Source organism: Anaerococcus vaginalis ATCC 51170 (assembly GCF_000163295.1).
Lineage (GTDB): Bacteria > Bacillota > Clostridia > Tissierellales > Peptoniphilaceae > Anaerococcus > Anaerococcus vaginalis.
Genome location: NZ_GG700527.1, coordinates 1,009,695 through 1,023,573 on the forward strand (window position 1 = coordinate 1,009,695; position 13,879 = coordinate 1,023,573).

The 13,879-nt window shown below is 27.3% G+C and carries 12 protein-coding genes; all 12 read right to left on the reverse strand.

What is annotated here, in order from left to right; genetic code table 11:
• Positions 1-184: 184 nt before the first annotated feature.
• Positions 185-1,738 carry a Na+/H+ antiporter NhaC gene (gene nhaC / locus HMPREF0078_RS04825; protein ID WP_039920525.1) on the reverse strand — a complete coding sequence of 518 codons (1,554 nt, stop codon included), beginning with the start codon at positions 1,736-1,738 and terminating at the stop codon, positions 185-187.
• Between the two features lie 403 nt (positions 1,739-2,141).
• Positions 2,142-2,555 carry a DUF2871 domain-containing protein gene (locus tag HMPREF0078_RS04830; protein WP_004839009.1) on the reverse strand — a complete coding sequence of 138 codons (414 nt, stop codon included), beginning with the start codon at positions 2,553-2,555 and terminating at the stop codon, positions 2,142-2,144.
• A 12-nt stretch (positions 2,556-2,567) separates the two neighbouring features.
• The gene (locus HMPREF0078_RS04835) at positions 2,568-4,601 is read right to left on the reverse strand and encodes an ABC transporter ATP-binding protein (protein ID WP_004839010.1); all 2,034 of its coding nucleotides are present in this window, start codon (positions 4,599-4,601) and stop codon (positions 2,568-2,570) included.
• Complete coding sequence (locus tag HMPREF0078_RS04840; protein ID WP_004839011.1) at positions 4,594-6,354, reverse strand: ABC transporter ATP-binding protein; 1,761 nt, start codon at positions 6,352-6,354, stop codon at positions 4,594-4,596. The genes HMPREF0078_RS04835 and HMPREF0078_RS04840 overlap by 8 nt, the downstream gene beginning before the upstream one ends.
• Positions 6,338-6,811 (reverse strand): MarR family winged helix-turn-helix transcriptional regulator, encoded by a 474-nt coding sequence (locus tag HMPREF0078_RS04845; RefSeq protein ID WP_004839012.1) that lies wholly within the window; start codon positions 6,809-6,811, stop codon positions 6,338-6,340. The genes HMPREF0078_RS04840 and HMPREF0078_RS04845 overlap by 17 nt, the downstream gene beginning before the upstream one ends.
• Positions 6,812-6,936: 125 nt before the next feature.
• Positions 6,937-7,419, reverse strand: coding sequence for a hotdog domain-containing protein (locus HMPREF0078_RS04850; RefSeq protein ID WP_004839013.1), 483 nt, complete (start codon positions 7,417-7,419; stop codon positions 6,937-6,939).
• A 9-nt stretch (positions 7,420-7,428) separates the two neighbouring features.
• Positions 7,429-8,469: a hypothetical protein gene (locus HMPREF0078_RS04855; protein ID WP_004839014.1), complete on the reverse strand. Its 1,041-nt coding sequence runs from the start codon at positions 8,467-8,469 to the stop codon at positions 7,429-7,431.
• Positions 8,470-8,595: 126 nt separating this feature from the next.
• Positions 8,596-9,084 (reverse strand): prolyl-tRNA synthetase associated domain-containing protein, encoded by a 489-nt coding sequence (locus HMPREF0078_RS04860; protein ID WP_004839015.1) that lies wholly within the window; start codon positions 9,082-9,084, stop codon positions 8,596-8,598.
• A 150-nt stretch (positions 9,085-9,234) separates the two neighbouring features.
• On the reverse strand, positions 9,235-9,753 hold the full coding sequence (locus HMPREF0078_RS04865; protein WP_004839016.1) for an adenine phosphoribosyltransferase: 519 nt from the start codon (positions 9,751-9,753) through the stop codon (positions 9,235-9,237).
• A 10-nt stretch (positions 9,754-9,763) separates the two neighbouring features.
• On the reverse strand, positions 9,764-10,669 hold the full coding sequence (locus tag HMPREF0078_RS04870; protein ID WP_004839017.1) for an LCP family protein: 906 nt from the start codon (positions 10,667-10,669) through the stop codon (positions 9,764-9,766).
• 8 nt (positions 10,670-10,677) lie between these two features.
• Complete coding sequence (locus HMPREF0078_RS04875) at positions 10,678-11,151, reverse strand: COG2426 family protein (RefSeq protein WP_004839018.1); 474 nt, start codon at positions 11,149-11,151, stop codon at positions 10,678-10,680.
• 93 nt (positions 11,152-11,244) lie between these two features.
• A complete protein-coding gene (locus tag HMPREF0078_RS04880; RefSeq protein ID WP_004839019.1) occupies positions 11,245-13,806 on the reverse strand; it encodes an alkaline phosphatase family protein in 2,562 nt (853 codons plus the stop codon).
• Positions 13,807-13,879: the final 73 nt, after the last annotated feature.

Sequence of the window (13,879 nt, forward strand, 5' to 3'; positions counted from 1 at the left end):
GCCCTTCAAGATTCATTCGGAACAGCTTGTAACGTAACAGGCGATGGAGCAATAGCTCTTATGGTTACAGGAATTTTTGATAGAGTTCCAAAAGATCATAAAGAAATTGAAGAATAAAAAATAATGCTATACTTTTTGTATAGCATTATTTTTTTGAAAGAAAAGCTTATTTAAATGGAGGATTTTAAAATGAAATTTCAGGAGCTTTTCCCTCTTTTCTTAATTTATTTAATTGATTAATTGCATATTCTTCTACTTCTTTTGGAGCATGAGCCTTCTTTTTCATTTTTGTTTTTCCAAAAACATTTGTGTAAGATCCATCTGCCCAAAATATATTTCTTTTAAAATACGCTGTTAATAGAGCATATATTGGATTTATTAAATTTACAAATGCAAATGGGAAATAATAAAGAGGATTTACTCCCAAAGTTTTCATTTGATAAGCTCCACAAGCTGTCCATGGAAACATAACTGCCCACAAAGTGCCTGCATCTTCTAAAGTTCTTGATAGGAAATTTCTTGAAAGACCCATATCATCATATTTATCTTCATAAAGTGGAGCTGGAACTCCAATGCCTAAAAATTGATCACACATAGTTGCATCGCAAAAAACTGAAGTTGCCATTGTTGTAAAAACAAGTCCACCAACTGAATTAATTTTTTCTTTTAAGTGAGCAAATAATTTTTCAACAACTCCAGATTTTTCTAAAGCCCCTCCAAAAGACACGGCTAATAAAATTAAATTTATAGTCCACATTTGATTATCCATTCCTCCCTTTGCCAATGCTTGATCAACAAAAGCATTTCCTGTTTCAATATCTGGACCATAGTGTAAAATTGAAAAAATTTTAGCAAGAGATCTTGGCTGTTGAAAAATTAAAGAAAAAATAATGCCAACTACAACAGAAATCATTACACCAGCCAAGCCTTCAATTCTTAATACACAAACTAAAATTATAATTGCAATCGGAAGTAAGACCAATGGATTTAAATTAAAATTATTTGCAAGAGAAGTTTTTATGCCTTCTGCAATTGTTGGATCATAATTAACAACATTTGCCCTAAGTCCCAAAATTGTATATAAAATTAAAGAAATTATAAAAACTGGACCAGTTGTAGAAATCATTGCAGTAACGTGATCAAACAAACCAGTTTTTGAAACACCAGCTGCAAGATTTGTAGTATCTGATAAAGGAGAAAATTTATCTCCAATATAAGCACCAGAAATTACCATACCAGCACTAATCGCTGGATTAATTCCCATTCCCTTTCCTATTGTCATAAATGCAATTCCAATTGTTGCTGTTGCAGTCCAAGAAGATCCACAAGCAAGACTTACAATCGCCGTTATGATACAACCAATTGGCAAAAATAATTTTGGATTTAATAAATCAAGCCCATAATAAATAAGAGCTGGAATTGTTCCACTTATCATAAAAGAAGAAACCAAAAGCCCAACAGTAAGTAAAATTAAAATTGCATCAAGAGTTGTGCTAATCCTATTAATCATTCCATTAATCATATCTTTAAAAGAATGACCGCAAATCATTCCAACCAAACAAGCAACAATTATTCCACAAATTAAAGGCATGTGTGCCCCATCATAAATAGATTCAAATTTTCCATCAACTTTTTCTTTTGCAAAAGCAAATACATAAATCATCAAAGACACCATAGTTATAATCGGCAAAATCGCTTCAAAAAAACTAGGTAGCCTAATTGATTTTTCTTTTTTCATATTAATTCCTTTCATAGTAAATTATATTTTATTATAATGCCTTGATAAAATTATATGTTAAATTTTATCGTATAATTATTTTACAATATCAAGAGCTTATTGTCAATTTTGATTTTAATTATTTTATTTTATTATCTAGATAAAGTAAAATAATTAAATCATTTACTCCTCCAAATAAATGACTTAAAAATATTTTTATTTTAACAGGCAAGTTAAATTTTTAATATAAATAAGAATAAATTTTTTTCTCTTAAAAATTTCAGTAAGCTTTAAAAATTTTAAAAATTCTTAAAAGCTTTCAATTTATTTTATTTTTTGACTATTTGCATAAAAAAAGGACTATAGAAAAATTATTAATAATCATAATTTACCTACAGTCCCTTTTAATTTTCATTTGTAATTTTTATTTTGCAATAGATTTTAAAGATTTAAATAAAAAGTAAAATGCTACTGCCATCAATACGTGAAATACTCCTGCAATTCCTGAAATTGACATATTCATTGCTTTTGTCAATTGGCTTGCGTTAACTTGTGTTAGGCCTCTTACAAACATTGTAAGAGTTGTTCCTACTAGAGCAATGTTATAAACTTTATAAAATCTTGAAAAACTTTTTGTTTTTATTAAATCTTCTTTGTTGTAAGCGTAAGCTCCTATTATCAAAAATACTAACATTCCCAAAACTAAAACGTGAGGATGTACTTTTGAAAGACTTGTTAGTCCTGTAAATCCTTTAAATTTTGTATATTCTCTATAAAATACTCCTGCTATCAAGCCATAAATCATATAAAACATTGCTGTGTTAATAATTTTTTTCATTTATTTCTCCTTTTATAGACTAAATTGTGAATTGTAAAGATCAGCGTAGAATCCATTTTTTTCCATCAATTGTTCATGATTTCCTTGTTCAATTATATTTCCCTCATCCATTACCAAAATCAAATCTGCGTTTTTGATTGTTGATAATCTGTGGGCAATTATAAATGATGTTCTTCCTTGTGCTAATTTATCCATTGCTTCTTGAACTAATTCTTCACTTCTTGTATCTACGTTTGATGTTGCTTCATCTAAAATCAAAAATGGTTTGTCATCGATCATAGCTCTTGCAATTGTAAGAAGTTGCCTTTGTCCTTGGGATACTGAATCGTCATCATCAATTTTTGAATCCAATCCTTTTGGTAAAGTTTTTATAAAATGGTCTAAGCTTACAGATTTTATTACATTTTTTAATCTTTTTTCTGAAATATCTTTTCTATTAAATAAAATATTTTCTCTAATTGTTCCTTTAAATAACCAAGTATCTTGCAAAACCATGGTAAATAAATCGTGGATGTTTTCTCTTTTTAAATCATTTATTGATTTTCCATCAATAATAATATCTCCCTTATTTATTTGGTAAAATTTCATTAAAAGATTTACCATAGTTGTTTTACCAGCTCCTGTTGGTCCAACTATTGCAACTTTTTGTCCTTTTTTAATATCAGCTGAAAAATTTGTAATAGTTGGTTTTTTATTTCCATCATAAGTAAATTCAACATTTTTAAATTCAATATTTCCTACAGATTTTTGTGGATCTAAATATTCAGTTTTTTCTTTTTCATCATCCATTTCTTTTTCATCAAGAAATTCAAAAACTCTCTCACTACTTGCTGCTGTTGATTGAATTGATGTCATAGCTTGTCCGATTTGTGAAAGTGGAGATGTAAATAATCTAACGTAAGACATAAAAGCAACAATTACTCCAAAAGTAATTTTCCCCTTTATTGTCAAAACAGCCCCTACAATACAAATTGCAACGTAGCCCAAATTTCCAATAAAAATCATTAAAGGCATCATTAATCCTGACAAAAATTGACTCATCTGATTTGCTTTATAAACATCATAATTAGCCTTATCAAATTTATCTAGAACATAATTTTTGGCATTGTATGATTTTACAATATTTAAACCGGAATAAACTTCTTCAATGTGTCCATTCAATTTTCCAAGTGATTTTTGTCGCATTGAAAAATATTTTTGACTTTTACCAATTATCAAAAACATAAATATAAAACCAAATGTGCTTGAAACAATTGCAGTTACTGCCATTTGCCAATTTGTGTAAAACATCATTATAATTGTTCCTAAAAATTGAACGATTGATGAGAAAAGACTTGCCAACGATTGGTTCATTGATTGGGCAATTGTATCAACATCATTTGTAACTCTTGATAAAATATCTCCAACTGAATTTTTATCAAAAAATGTCAATGGCAGTCTATTAATTTTTTCAGAAATTGAATTTCTTAGTTTTTTTGCAAATCTATTTGCAACTTCTGTCATTGAAATGGACTGGATAAAGGTAAAAAATGAGCTTATAAAATATAAAAGCGCAACTACAATCGCAATATTTTTTATTTTTTCCAAATCCATTTTTGGTTCAATTACTTTTTTTATTGATTTTGGGAATGATTCCAATTTTTTTAGCTCTTTTAGCTGATCTTCTTTGGATAAATTTTTCATATCCATATTTTTTCCTTGGTTTTTTTGCATTATTTTTGCAAATTCCATTTGATCTTCTACACTAATTTCAACTCCATCTATTGTTATTGAGACAAGACCTCTATTTTTCATTCCTTTTTGAATATTTTTAGCTATTGGTTCAATATTTTCTACTCTTGGTCTAATTCCAAGAGAAATTTCATCAACCATATCGGATAATTTATTTGGAGTAATTATTGTTAAAATTGAACCAAGGATAGCAAGCACAATGCTAAGTCCTATTAAAAATTTAAATTCTTTTAATTCTTTTGTTAATCTTTTTATTGATGACTTTAAATCTTTTGGTTTTTCAATTTTCCCTCTTACATTTCCATGTCTAGCCATTATATAATTCCTCCTCACTTAGTTGGGATAAGGCAATTTCCCTATAAACATCACAGTTTTCTAATAATTCTTTGTGGCGTCCTTTTCCAACTATTTTTCCTTGATCTAAAACTATTATTTCATCTGCATTCATAATAGTTCCAATCCTTTGAGCAACTATTAATTTGGTAGAATTTTCTGTAGATTTTTTTAATTCATTTCTCAAAATCGCATCTGTTTTGTAATCAAGCGCTGAGAATGAATCATCGAAGATAAATATTTCAGGATCTTTTGCTATTGCTCTAGCAATAGATAATCTTTGTTTTTGTCCTCCAGAAATATTTGTACCACTTTGAGCTATCATAGATTTTTTGCCATCGTCCATTTTATTTACAAACTCACTTGCTTGAGCAATTTCTAATGCCTTATCTATATCTTTATCACTAATTTCCTTTAATCCTTCTCCAAAATTTATATTATTTTCTATGCTTTCATTGAATAAAAATGCTTTTTGTGAAACATAGCCTAATTTATTATATAAATCTTTTAATGGATAATCTCTAACATCAATCCCATCTACTAAAATTTTTCCGCCACTTACATCGTAAAATCTTGGAATAAGATTTATCAAAGTAGATTTTCCTGACCCAGTTGAGCCGATAAAGGCAACAGTTTCTCCCCTATTTGCTGTAAAAGAAATATTTTCTAAAACTGCTTCTTCTGCATCAGGATATGAGAAATATACATTTTGAAATTCTACCTTACCTCTAATTCCATTATCTTTATAAGATTTTTTCCCATCTTCTATTTGAATTTTTGTATTTAAAACTTCATTAATACGATCTGCTGATACATTTGCTCTTGGTAGCATCATAAAAATAAAGGCTAACATTAAAAATGACATAATAACTTGCATAGCATAAGATGAAAATACAACCATATTTCCAAATAATTCAATTTTTTCTGCAATCATTGCCCCATCAATTAATCTTGAGCCAATAAAATAAATTGCCAAAGCCAAAAAATTCATTACAAAAAACATAATTGGCATCATTAAAGCAAACATTTTTTGGTTAAAAGTTTGTAAATTTGTCAAATCTGCATTTACTTCTTCAAATTTTTCTTCTTGATATTTTTCAGCATTAAAGGCTCTAATAACTCTAATTCCAATTAAATTTTCTCTAGTAACCCTATTTAATTTATCAATTAAATTTTGAACTAATTTAAATTTTGGAACTACAATCGCCATTATTATTCCTACAACAACCAATAAAAATACTACAGCAACGCTTGTAGCAGCTGACCATTGCCAGCTTTTATCAAGAATTTTATTTATAGCCCAAATTGCAGTTATTGGCGATTTAATTAACATTTGTAAGCCCATAGCCAAAAACATTTGTACCTGGGTTATATCATTTGTATTTCTTGTAATAAGGCTTGGCGTAGAAAATTCATTTATTTCCTCACTCGAAAAACTTGTAACCTTATCAAATAATTTTCTTCCAACATTTTTTGAAAATCTGGCAGAAACCGTAGAAATCAAATAACCAGTAATAACAGCACTAAGCATTGAGCCAAAGGCGCAAGCCATCATGTAGCCACCGTATTTTAAAACTTCATCAAGCTCACTTACTTCAGATTGAACCAACACCGTAATCTTTGACATATAATCAGGCATTTTCAAATCTAAATAAACTTGAAAGACAATAAAAATTATGGCTATTAAACCATAAATTATGTCTATTTTTTTCAAATTTTTAAATAATTTTATCATTATTCATATCTCCATTATAATTTTCAATATTAATAATCATCTTATCAATAACATTACTAAATATTTCTAAATCTTTCTTTTCTATATCTTTTGTAGCTATCTTTTCAATATCTCTCAAGTGATTTAAACCTTTTTGATACCTTTTTATAGCCAAATCTGTAAGAATAATTTTTTTAGATCTCAAATCCTTTTTATCAGTTTCTCTTACAATATATTTATTTGCTTCCATTTTTTTCAAAATATTCGATATTGTAGCTCGTCTTAGATTGAGAACTTCTTCTAAATCTCTTTGAAAAACATCCCCTTCTTTATTTTCTATCAAATACGAAAAAATTTTTACTTGAGTTGGATTTGCTACATTAGAATGGTCGTGTTCTGCACAGTTTTTTAATTCTGACATTTTTCTAATCATACAAATATCCAAATCTTTTATTTTTTTTAAAATTCCTTCTTGCAAAATTTCCTCCTTGACGAAAAAATTATACTTTGAGAATTTTAATTGTCAACTAGCTAACATTATTTTCATTAAAATATCCACCCATACCTTTTAAATAATTTTCAAAAAATATAGGTGGATTTATTTTACATATTATCTTTTACTTTAACTGCAACCATTTTTGCCTTTGCTCTAATTTCTCCTTTGGCTAACAATTCCATGTTAATAATTGCTTTTCTTTCGCCAATTTCTTCAAGCTTTGCTATTACTTCAATCTCTTCATTCATAGGAGTTGGTTTTTTAAAATCAACTTCAAGTCTTGCTGTTATAAATCTTCCTATTAATGTATTTTCATCAAATTCCAATCCCTTGTTGATATGAGCAAAATAAGCTGCTGAAGCTGTGCCATGACAATCAAAAATCATTGCAATCATTCCACCAAAAAGATTTTGAGGCACTCCACCCGTATACATTTCATTTGGAATAATTTTTGCCCTTACAGTTTTTTTATCATCACTTGGGAAAGATTTTAAATGTAATCCCTTATCATTTTTTGGTCCACAACCCCAACAATGTTGAAATCTTTCGCCATAAGTTTCTTGTATAGAAATTTTTTTTGCATCTTTCATAAAATCTCCTTAATTTAAATTTTCTTTTATAATGCTATATAAACTTATATCTTTTTTACCCTTATTATTTAATTTTTCTTGCCAATTTTCAACTTCAATTTTATCAAAATATTGGCACAAAAGTGCTCCAGATTCGTAAACTATTTTTTCTCCGATTATACTTTGATTAATTTGTCCTTTTTTTATTGTTGGAACTATTTCATCAAATTTTACATTTTTAGTATTATCAAAATACAAAATCCCATAATCATATCCAACAATTTTTGCTGCTTTTATCGATACATAATTTGCAGCTCCTTCCATTGTTTCTTCAAAAATTTCAGCTTGAATTTTTTCAGGATCAGTTTTTTCAAATCGTTCATCCATTACCTTCAAATATTCTTTACCCAAATTTTTTAAAATATTTACATCAGCATTTTCATCAAGAGCATTTTTAATTTTTCCTAAAATTTTATACTCCTTATCCAACAAATCCAATTCCTTATCATTGTAAGAATATCCCCTAAAAGTGATATTATCCCAATCTTTTTGCATATAATAATGCAAAGCCTCATGGCTTAGAAAAGGCAAAAAATGTAATGATGAAAATTTTTTATTTATTGAATCTTTGTCATATTTTACATAAAAAATATTATCCCTTCCCAAAATTTTATAATTTTTATCTTTAGTATTAAAATTTCCAATTAAATACTCAAATCTTTTTGGATACAATTTAGAAATCCTATAAATATTTATTTTATCTTCTTTGGTCTTTATTTTTTTAGCAAAAATTGACTTTATATTTTTATCCTTAGTAAGCAAATAAAAATTTCCTAGTACATTTTTATTGATTACTAATATATCCTTATCTTCAAGCCTATAATCTTTCCATAATTTTTCATCACTTTCTTGAAATTTATTGTATTCTTGTATAACTTCCCTATCCAGTTTTGGCAAATTATCAAAATCAGTTTTCAAAAATTTATTTGTCCCTAAACTTATAATAAAACCTATAAAAACAATTATCAAAATATATTTTAATTTTTTAAATTTTTTTTCTTTCTTTTTCATATTTTCATCCTTTTTTTAAGACTTAGCTTTGTTAAAACCTATTTTATATTACAAAAATTCCACAAAAAAATCAAAATTTTTTAAAATAAAGAAATAAAAAAGCATCTAAATACAGATGCCTTAAAATTACAATTCTATAATATTTACTTCATATCCTATATTATCCAAGTATTTGAACAAATCTTTTGTTTTTAAAAATAAAGTTTTTTCGTTTATATTTGGATGAAAAGTCATTATTTCTTCATCTACAATTTCTTTATCCATAAAAAATTTAATATCATGGTCTTCATTATTTAATAATCCAAAAGGAGAAACTGTTCCTGCTGGAAGTTTCATTTTTTCCATCAAAGAATTTTCAGATGCCATTTTTACTTTTTTTTCTCCAACTATATCTTTAAAACGATCCATATCTAATCTTTTATAATCATCCAATATAACCAAATAAAAATTTTTCTTTTTTCTATCTGTCAAAAACATAGATTTAGTACGAACACCATCATGCCCTTCAATATATTTGTCAGCTTCTTCAGTTGTAAATGCAGGCGGATGATCAACTATTTTGAAATCTATTTCCAATTCCTTTAATTTATTTTCAACCATCTTATATTGATCCATTTTTTCCTCCTAATAATTATTTTCCCTTACACATACTATACCCTTTAAAATTTTAGGCAAACTTTATGAAAATTAATTGAAAATTTAACAGTTATAAATATATTTAAATTTATCAAAATAAAAAACCTTCAAATTAATGAAGGTTTGGTTTTAATGATCGTATTCAATTAATGAAATCACTTTATAATCTTTCAATTCTTCTCTTGCTTTAAGGCTTGTAAGTTCTATCAAAAATTCTAAGCAAACTATTTCGCCACCAAGTGATTCTACCAATTTTGTACAGGCTTTTGCAGAGCCACCTGTTGCTATTAAATCATCAACTATTACAACCTTATCCCCTTTATTCAAAGAGTCTTCGTGAATTTCTATTGTGCTTTGTCCGTATTCCAAATCATAAGACAAAGATTTTATTTCTCCTGGCAATTTTCCAGGTTTTCTAACTGGAATAAATCCTACATTCAATCTGTCAGCAAGTGCTGCTCCAAAAATAAATCCTCTAGATTCTATTCCAATAATATAATCAAAATCTAAATCTTTTAATTTTTCTGCCATAAGGTCAATTGTTTCTTTGTAAGCCTCTTTGTTTTTTAGAAGAGTTGTTATATCTTTAAATGATATTCCTTCTTTTGGGTAATCTTCAATTACTCTTATTGTTGATTTAATGTCCATATTTTCTCCTTTATTCTTCTAATAAATAATTATATAATATTTTATTTCTTATATCTATTGTTTTTTCATTATCTGGTATATAATAAGATATTCCATCAATCATATCTGGGTATCCTGGAATTGTTTGTGTATTTATTTGAGCATCATCAATATTTCTAAATGCCCAAGCAAAAGATAAAATAGTTGACAAACTTATATTTGAATCCATGTTTGAACTTACTTTTGAAATTACACCAGGAATTTTTATTATATTTTTTGGCTTTGTCATATTTTTTATAAATTGTACAACAAAATCTTGTTGGCAAGAAATTCTTCCCAAATCTGCATTTGCATAGCCTTTTCTAAATCTACAATAATCAAGAGCTTGTTTTCCATTAAAATGATGAAGACCAGGTTCAATATTTTGAGCTGTTGCAATTTGGTCTGGAACATTTATATCCACTCCACCAAGTGCATTAACCCCATCTTCTACTGCCTGAAAGCTAACTTCTGCATAATAATCTAAATCGATTGACAAGAAATTTCTTATAGTTTTTATTGTATCGTCCATACCACCATAAGAATGGGCAGCATTTATTTTATCCATATTACCATCTACATTAACTCTTGTATCTCTAGGAATAGAAATTATATCTATGGTTTTGTTTTCTTTGTTCATCAAAACAAGCATAAGTGTATCAGTTCTTGTACCAAATTTTTCCCCAGTTGCATCTACACCTGCAAAAACAAATAACAATTCATCTTTATTTTTTTGCTCAATCTTGTTACCTTCTCCAAGATCACTTCCTGTAAAATTATTTTCATCTTTTATTATTTGTGATCCTATGAATCCTCTTACAAGTTGAATTGCAAATAAAACTGTTAATCCCATTAAGATAATCAGTATTGCTTTTATAATTCTTTTTTTTATATTCATATTACTCCTTAAAAGAAAAAACTAGAAAAAGTATAAATAATTACTCCTGCAATTACATTTCCAACTGCTATTGTAATAAAAGATCTTTTTTTATTTAAGCCAAGAATTGATGCAATCAAAGATCCCATCCAAACTCCTGTTCCCGGCAAAGGAATTGCTACAAATAAAAATAAACCTAAATATTCATATTTTTTTATTTTTCCTTCTTTTTTCTCAGCCTTTTTCAAAGCCCAAGCTGCAATTTTTTTAAGTTTAGCATTATTTTTCATGTATGCAAAAATTGGCATAATCCATAATAGTATAAAAATTGCTGGAATAGTTGAACCAATAATTGAATACAAATAAGCTTTAACTGGTTTAAATCCCATTGCAAGACCAACAGGAATTGAACCTTTTAACTCTATTAAAGGCAGCATGCTAATAATTATTAGGGCTATTTCATTTGAAAAACTTGATCTAATAAAATCTATTAGACTTTGCATTGATTCTCCTTTTTAAATTCTTATGTAGCTATTATATCATATTAATTAAACATGAAAAAACCGAAACCAAGATTTACTTGGTTTCGGAAAATTTTATTTTGAAGCTTCATTAAAATATTTATTTGATTTTGTATCTTGCTTCATTTCATAATAAATTAAGGAATTTAATTTATTATTTCTCTTTATAAATTCTTCATCTTTGCTTACTTCTTGACCTTCATTATTATATATTTGTTTAGTTGAAATAATTGGATAATCCTTGTGCATATCTAACATATATTTTTGATATGCTGATAATTTAATTCCACCAGCTTTTTCTAATAAATATGGCATTAAGTAATTTACTGATATATTTACATCTTTATCCTCTTCAATATCATAATTTGCCCAAATAGTAAGAGGCGTATGGAAAACATCCTTATTTGTATAGTTATCATTTGAGTTTATTAACTTCATAAATACATCGTAGTTTTGTGGTTGATGATCACCAAATATACAAAGTATTGTTGGTTCCTTATAAGATTTGAAGTATTCGATTAGATTTTTTAAATCCTCATCAGATTTTTTTAGCAAGTTTACATAATGGCTTGCCCCTTGATCATCTCCATTATTTTCATTTAAAACTTTGATGCCTCCAGGAATATTTGATGTATAACCACCATGATTTTGCATTGATACAAGATATGCAAAAAGTGGTTTGTCATCAGATTTATTTTCAAATTGCTCTTTTATTTTGTCATAAGCAACTGAATCTTTTAAAAATCCATTAGTTGATTCAAAATTATTTGGGTTTTGGTCATAATCTGGTAAAAATGCAATATTTTTAAATCCTAAATTTGGCCATGCTTCTTGTCTTGAATAATTTGTTGGTTTATTTGGATGAGTTATAAATGTTTCATAACCTTGGTTTTCCAAAATTCTTGCTACTGATGTGTGACCTTCTTTTACATATTGTTGGAATGGATATGCTCCTAGTGGGAAAAATGTCAAAGGAACTGAAGTTAAAGTTTCGTATTCTGAATTTACTGTTCCTCCACCAAGAACTGAAACATAAGCATTTCCTTGAATTGCATTTTCTTCTAAAGATCTTTGGAAAGCAATTGGATTTTCACTTAATTTTAAATTTCCTTTTCCATAATAATCAGCAAGAGCTTCAGATTGAATCATTACAATATTTGGTTTCTTATTATCTTTTGTTCCAATATCTTTGTTGTAATATTCTTCTAATGTATTTTCTACTTCTTTTTCATCATAGCCTTTTGGCGCTGTAAGAATTTGGTTTGCAAAAATTCTATAAAAACTATATGGCGAACCTTCTACATAATAAGTTCTTGATGGTCTCCACAAGTTTACTCCAACTCCATTTTGCTTGATAAAATAATTTACGCTAACTACAGTAATCAATCCAAACATCGCACAATAACCAACAAGTTGTTTTGCATAAGACTTTTTGGAAATTGTAATTTTCCCTTCATTTATAGAAGAAACTACTAAAAGCCACAAGCTTGCAAGTGAAAATGCCATTAATGAATGTCCATTTAGTTGAATAACTGTATCTTTTGCAACATCAGCTGCAACTCCAAGTGATCCCAAAAATGCTGGTATAAGAGGAGAATCTCTCAAAATATACAAGGCATCATTAGCAATACCAAAAGCAATTGATAAAACTAAAATAAAAATCATTGAAAGTCTTTTTTTCCTAATTACAATATATATTAAAACTTGGATTAAGAATAAAATTAAAGCATTTATTAATATATAAATTACTTCCATTGAAGCAAAATTTGGATTGTAAGCTGATTCCAATATATAAAATGACATGAATGGATTTAAGATAAATAAAATCCAATTTGTTATATCAAGTGCTCTTATATTTGATTTTCTCTTGTAAATACTTTTCATTCCAAGAGATGCCAAAAATACAATTGATATAAATCCTACCAAATCATTATAAGTAAATGGTGCACGGAAGAAAGTAAAATAAATTTCATTATTTACATGATCTCTTAGTTTACTCAAACCATAAACAGATACACCAAAAACTAAAAAATTCAAAATATAATCTTTACCTATGTATAAGATTTCTTTTTTCTTATTTTCCGCCTTTTCTATTCTTCTTATTAAGTTATAAATAAAGAATGAAAATAGAACAATTGAGCCGATAAAAATTAATGTTTGCGTAAGAATTGATAAAAAGTCTGTGTAGTTAATATCTACGTATGACCTGTTATCAGATGAGCTAGCATACATTGTCATTGTATGGTCTTTTAAATAAGTCATTACAGCTGTAGAATATTTTGGACTTGTTTCAAAATTTACTGTTAATTTATTAAACATCAATCTTGGACTAGGTTTAATACTTAATTTATTATCCTTGCTATAACCATTTGTTTGAATTGGATAGCCCGTTTTTGTATTTGCCTTTGTCCATCCTTTAATATCAACCTTGTTTAAGTCTAAAAGTTTATCTCCTTGATAAATCGAATTAATTTTAAAATTATTCGAATATTGGCTGCTAGGTTCCAATTGACTAATTTCAATTTTTTCGTTTGTATAAACTTTAAAAGAAAAATCTTCAATAAAGCTTTGAATAAAAAGCATTACAATCAAAGAAATTACAAACGAAGTAATTTTTAATTTTTTATTTTTATTCATTTAATCCTCTCTTTTCTAATTGTGAATTTTTTATATATTTTATGTTAAATTAATGTAAATTTACCAATACAAT

Coding starts and splice junctions, on each gene's coding strand:
- HMPREF0078_RS04835 (WP_004839010.1), bottom strand. CDS start 4,601: ATGGCTAGACATGGAAATGTAAGAGGGAAAATTGAAAAACCAAAAGAT.
- HMPREF0078_RS04870 (WP_004839017.1), bottom strand. CDS start 10,669: ATGAATATAAAAAAAAGAATTATAAAAGCAATACTGATTATCTTAATG.
- HMPREF0078_RS04840 (WP_004839011.1), bottom strand. CDS start 6,354: ATGATAAAATTATTTAAAAATTTGAAAAAAATAGACATAATTTATGGT.
- nhaC (WP_039920525.1), bottom strand. CDS start 1,738: ATGAAAAAAGAAAAATCAATTAGGCTACCTAGTTTTTTTGAAGCGATT.
- HMPREF0078_RS04830 (WP_004839009.1), bottom strand. CDS start 2,555: ATGAAAAAAATTATTAACACAGCAATGTTTTATATGATTTATGGCTTG.
- HMPREF0078_RS04880 (WP_004839019.1), bottom strand. CDS start 13,806: ATGAATAAAAATAAAAAATTAAAAATTACTTCGTTTGTAATTTCTTTG.
- HMPREF0078_RS04855 (WP_004839014.1), bottom strand. CDS start 8,469: ATGAAAAAGAAAGAAAAAAAATTTAAAAAATTAAAATATATTTTGATA.
- HMPREF0078_RS04850 (WP_004839013.1), bottom strand. CDS start 7,419: ATGAAAGATGCAAAAAAAATTTCTATACAAGAAACTTATGGCGAAAGA.
- HMPREF0078_RS04875 (WP_004839018.1), bottom strand. CDS start 11,151: ATGCAAAGTCTAATAGATTTTATTAGATCAAGTTTTTCAAATGAAATA.
- HMPREF0078_RS04860 (WP_004839015.1), bottom strand. CDS start 9,084: ATGGATCAATATAAGATGGTTGAAAATAAATTAAAGGAATTGGAAATA.
- HMPREF0078_RS04865 (WP_004839016.1), bottom strand. CDS start 9,753: ATGGACATTAAATCAACAATAAGAGTAATTGAAGATTACCCAAAAGAA.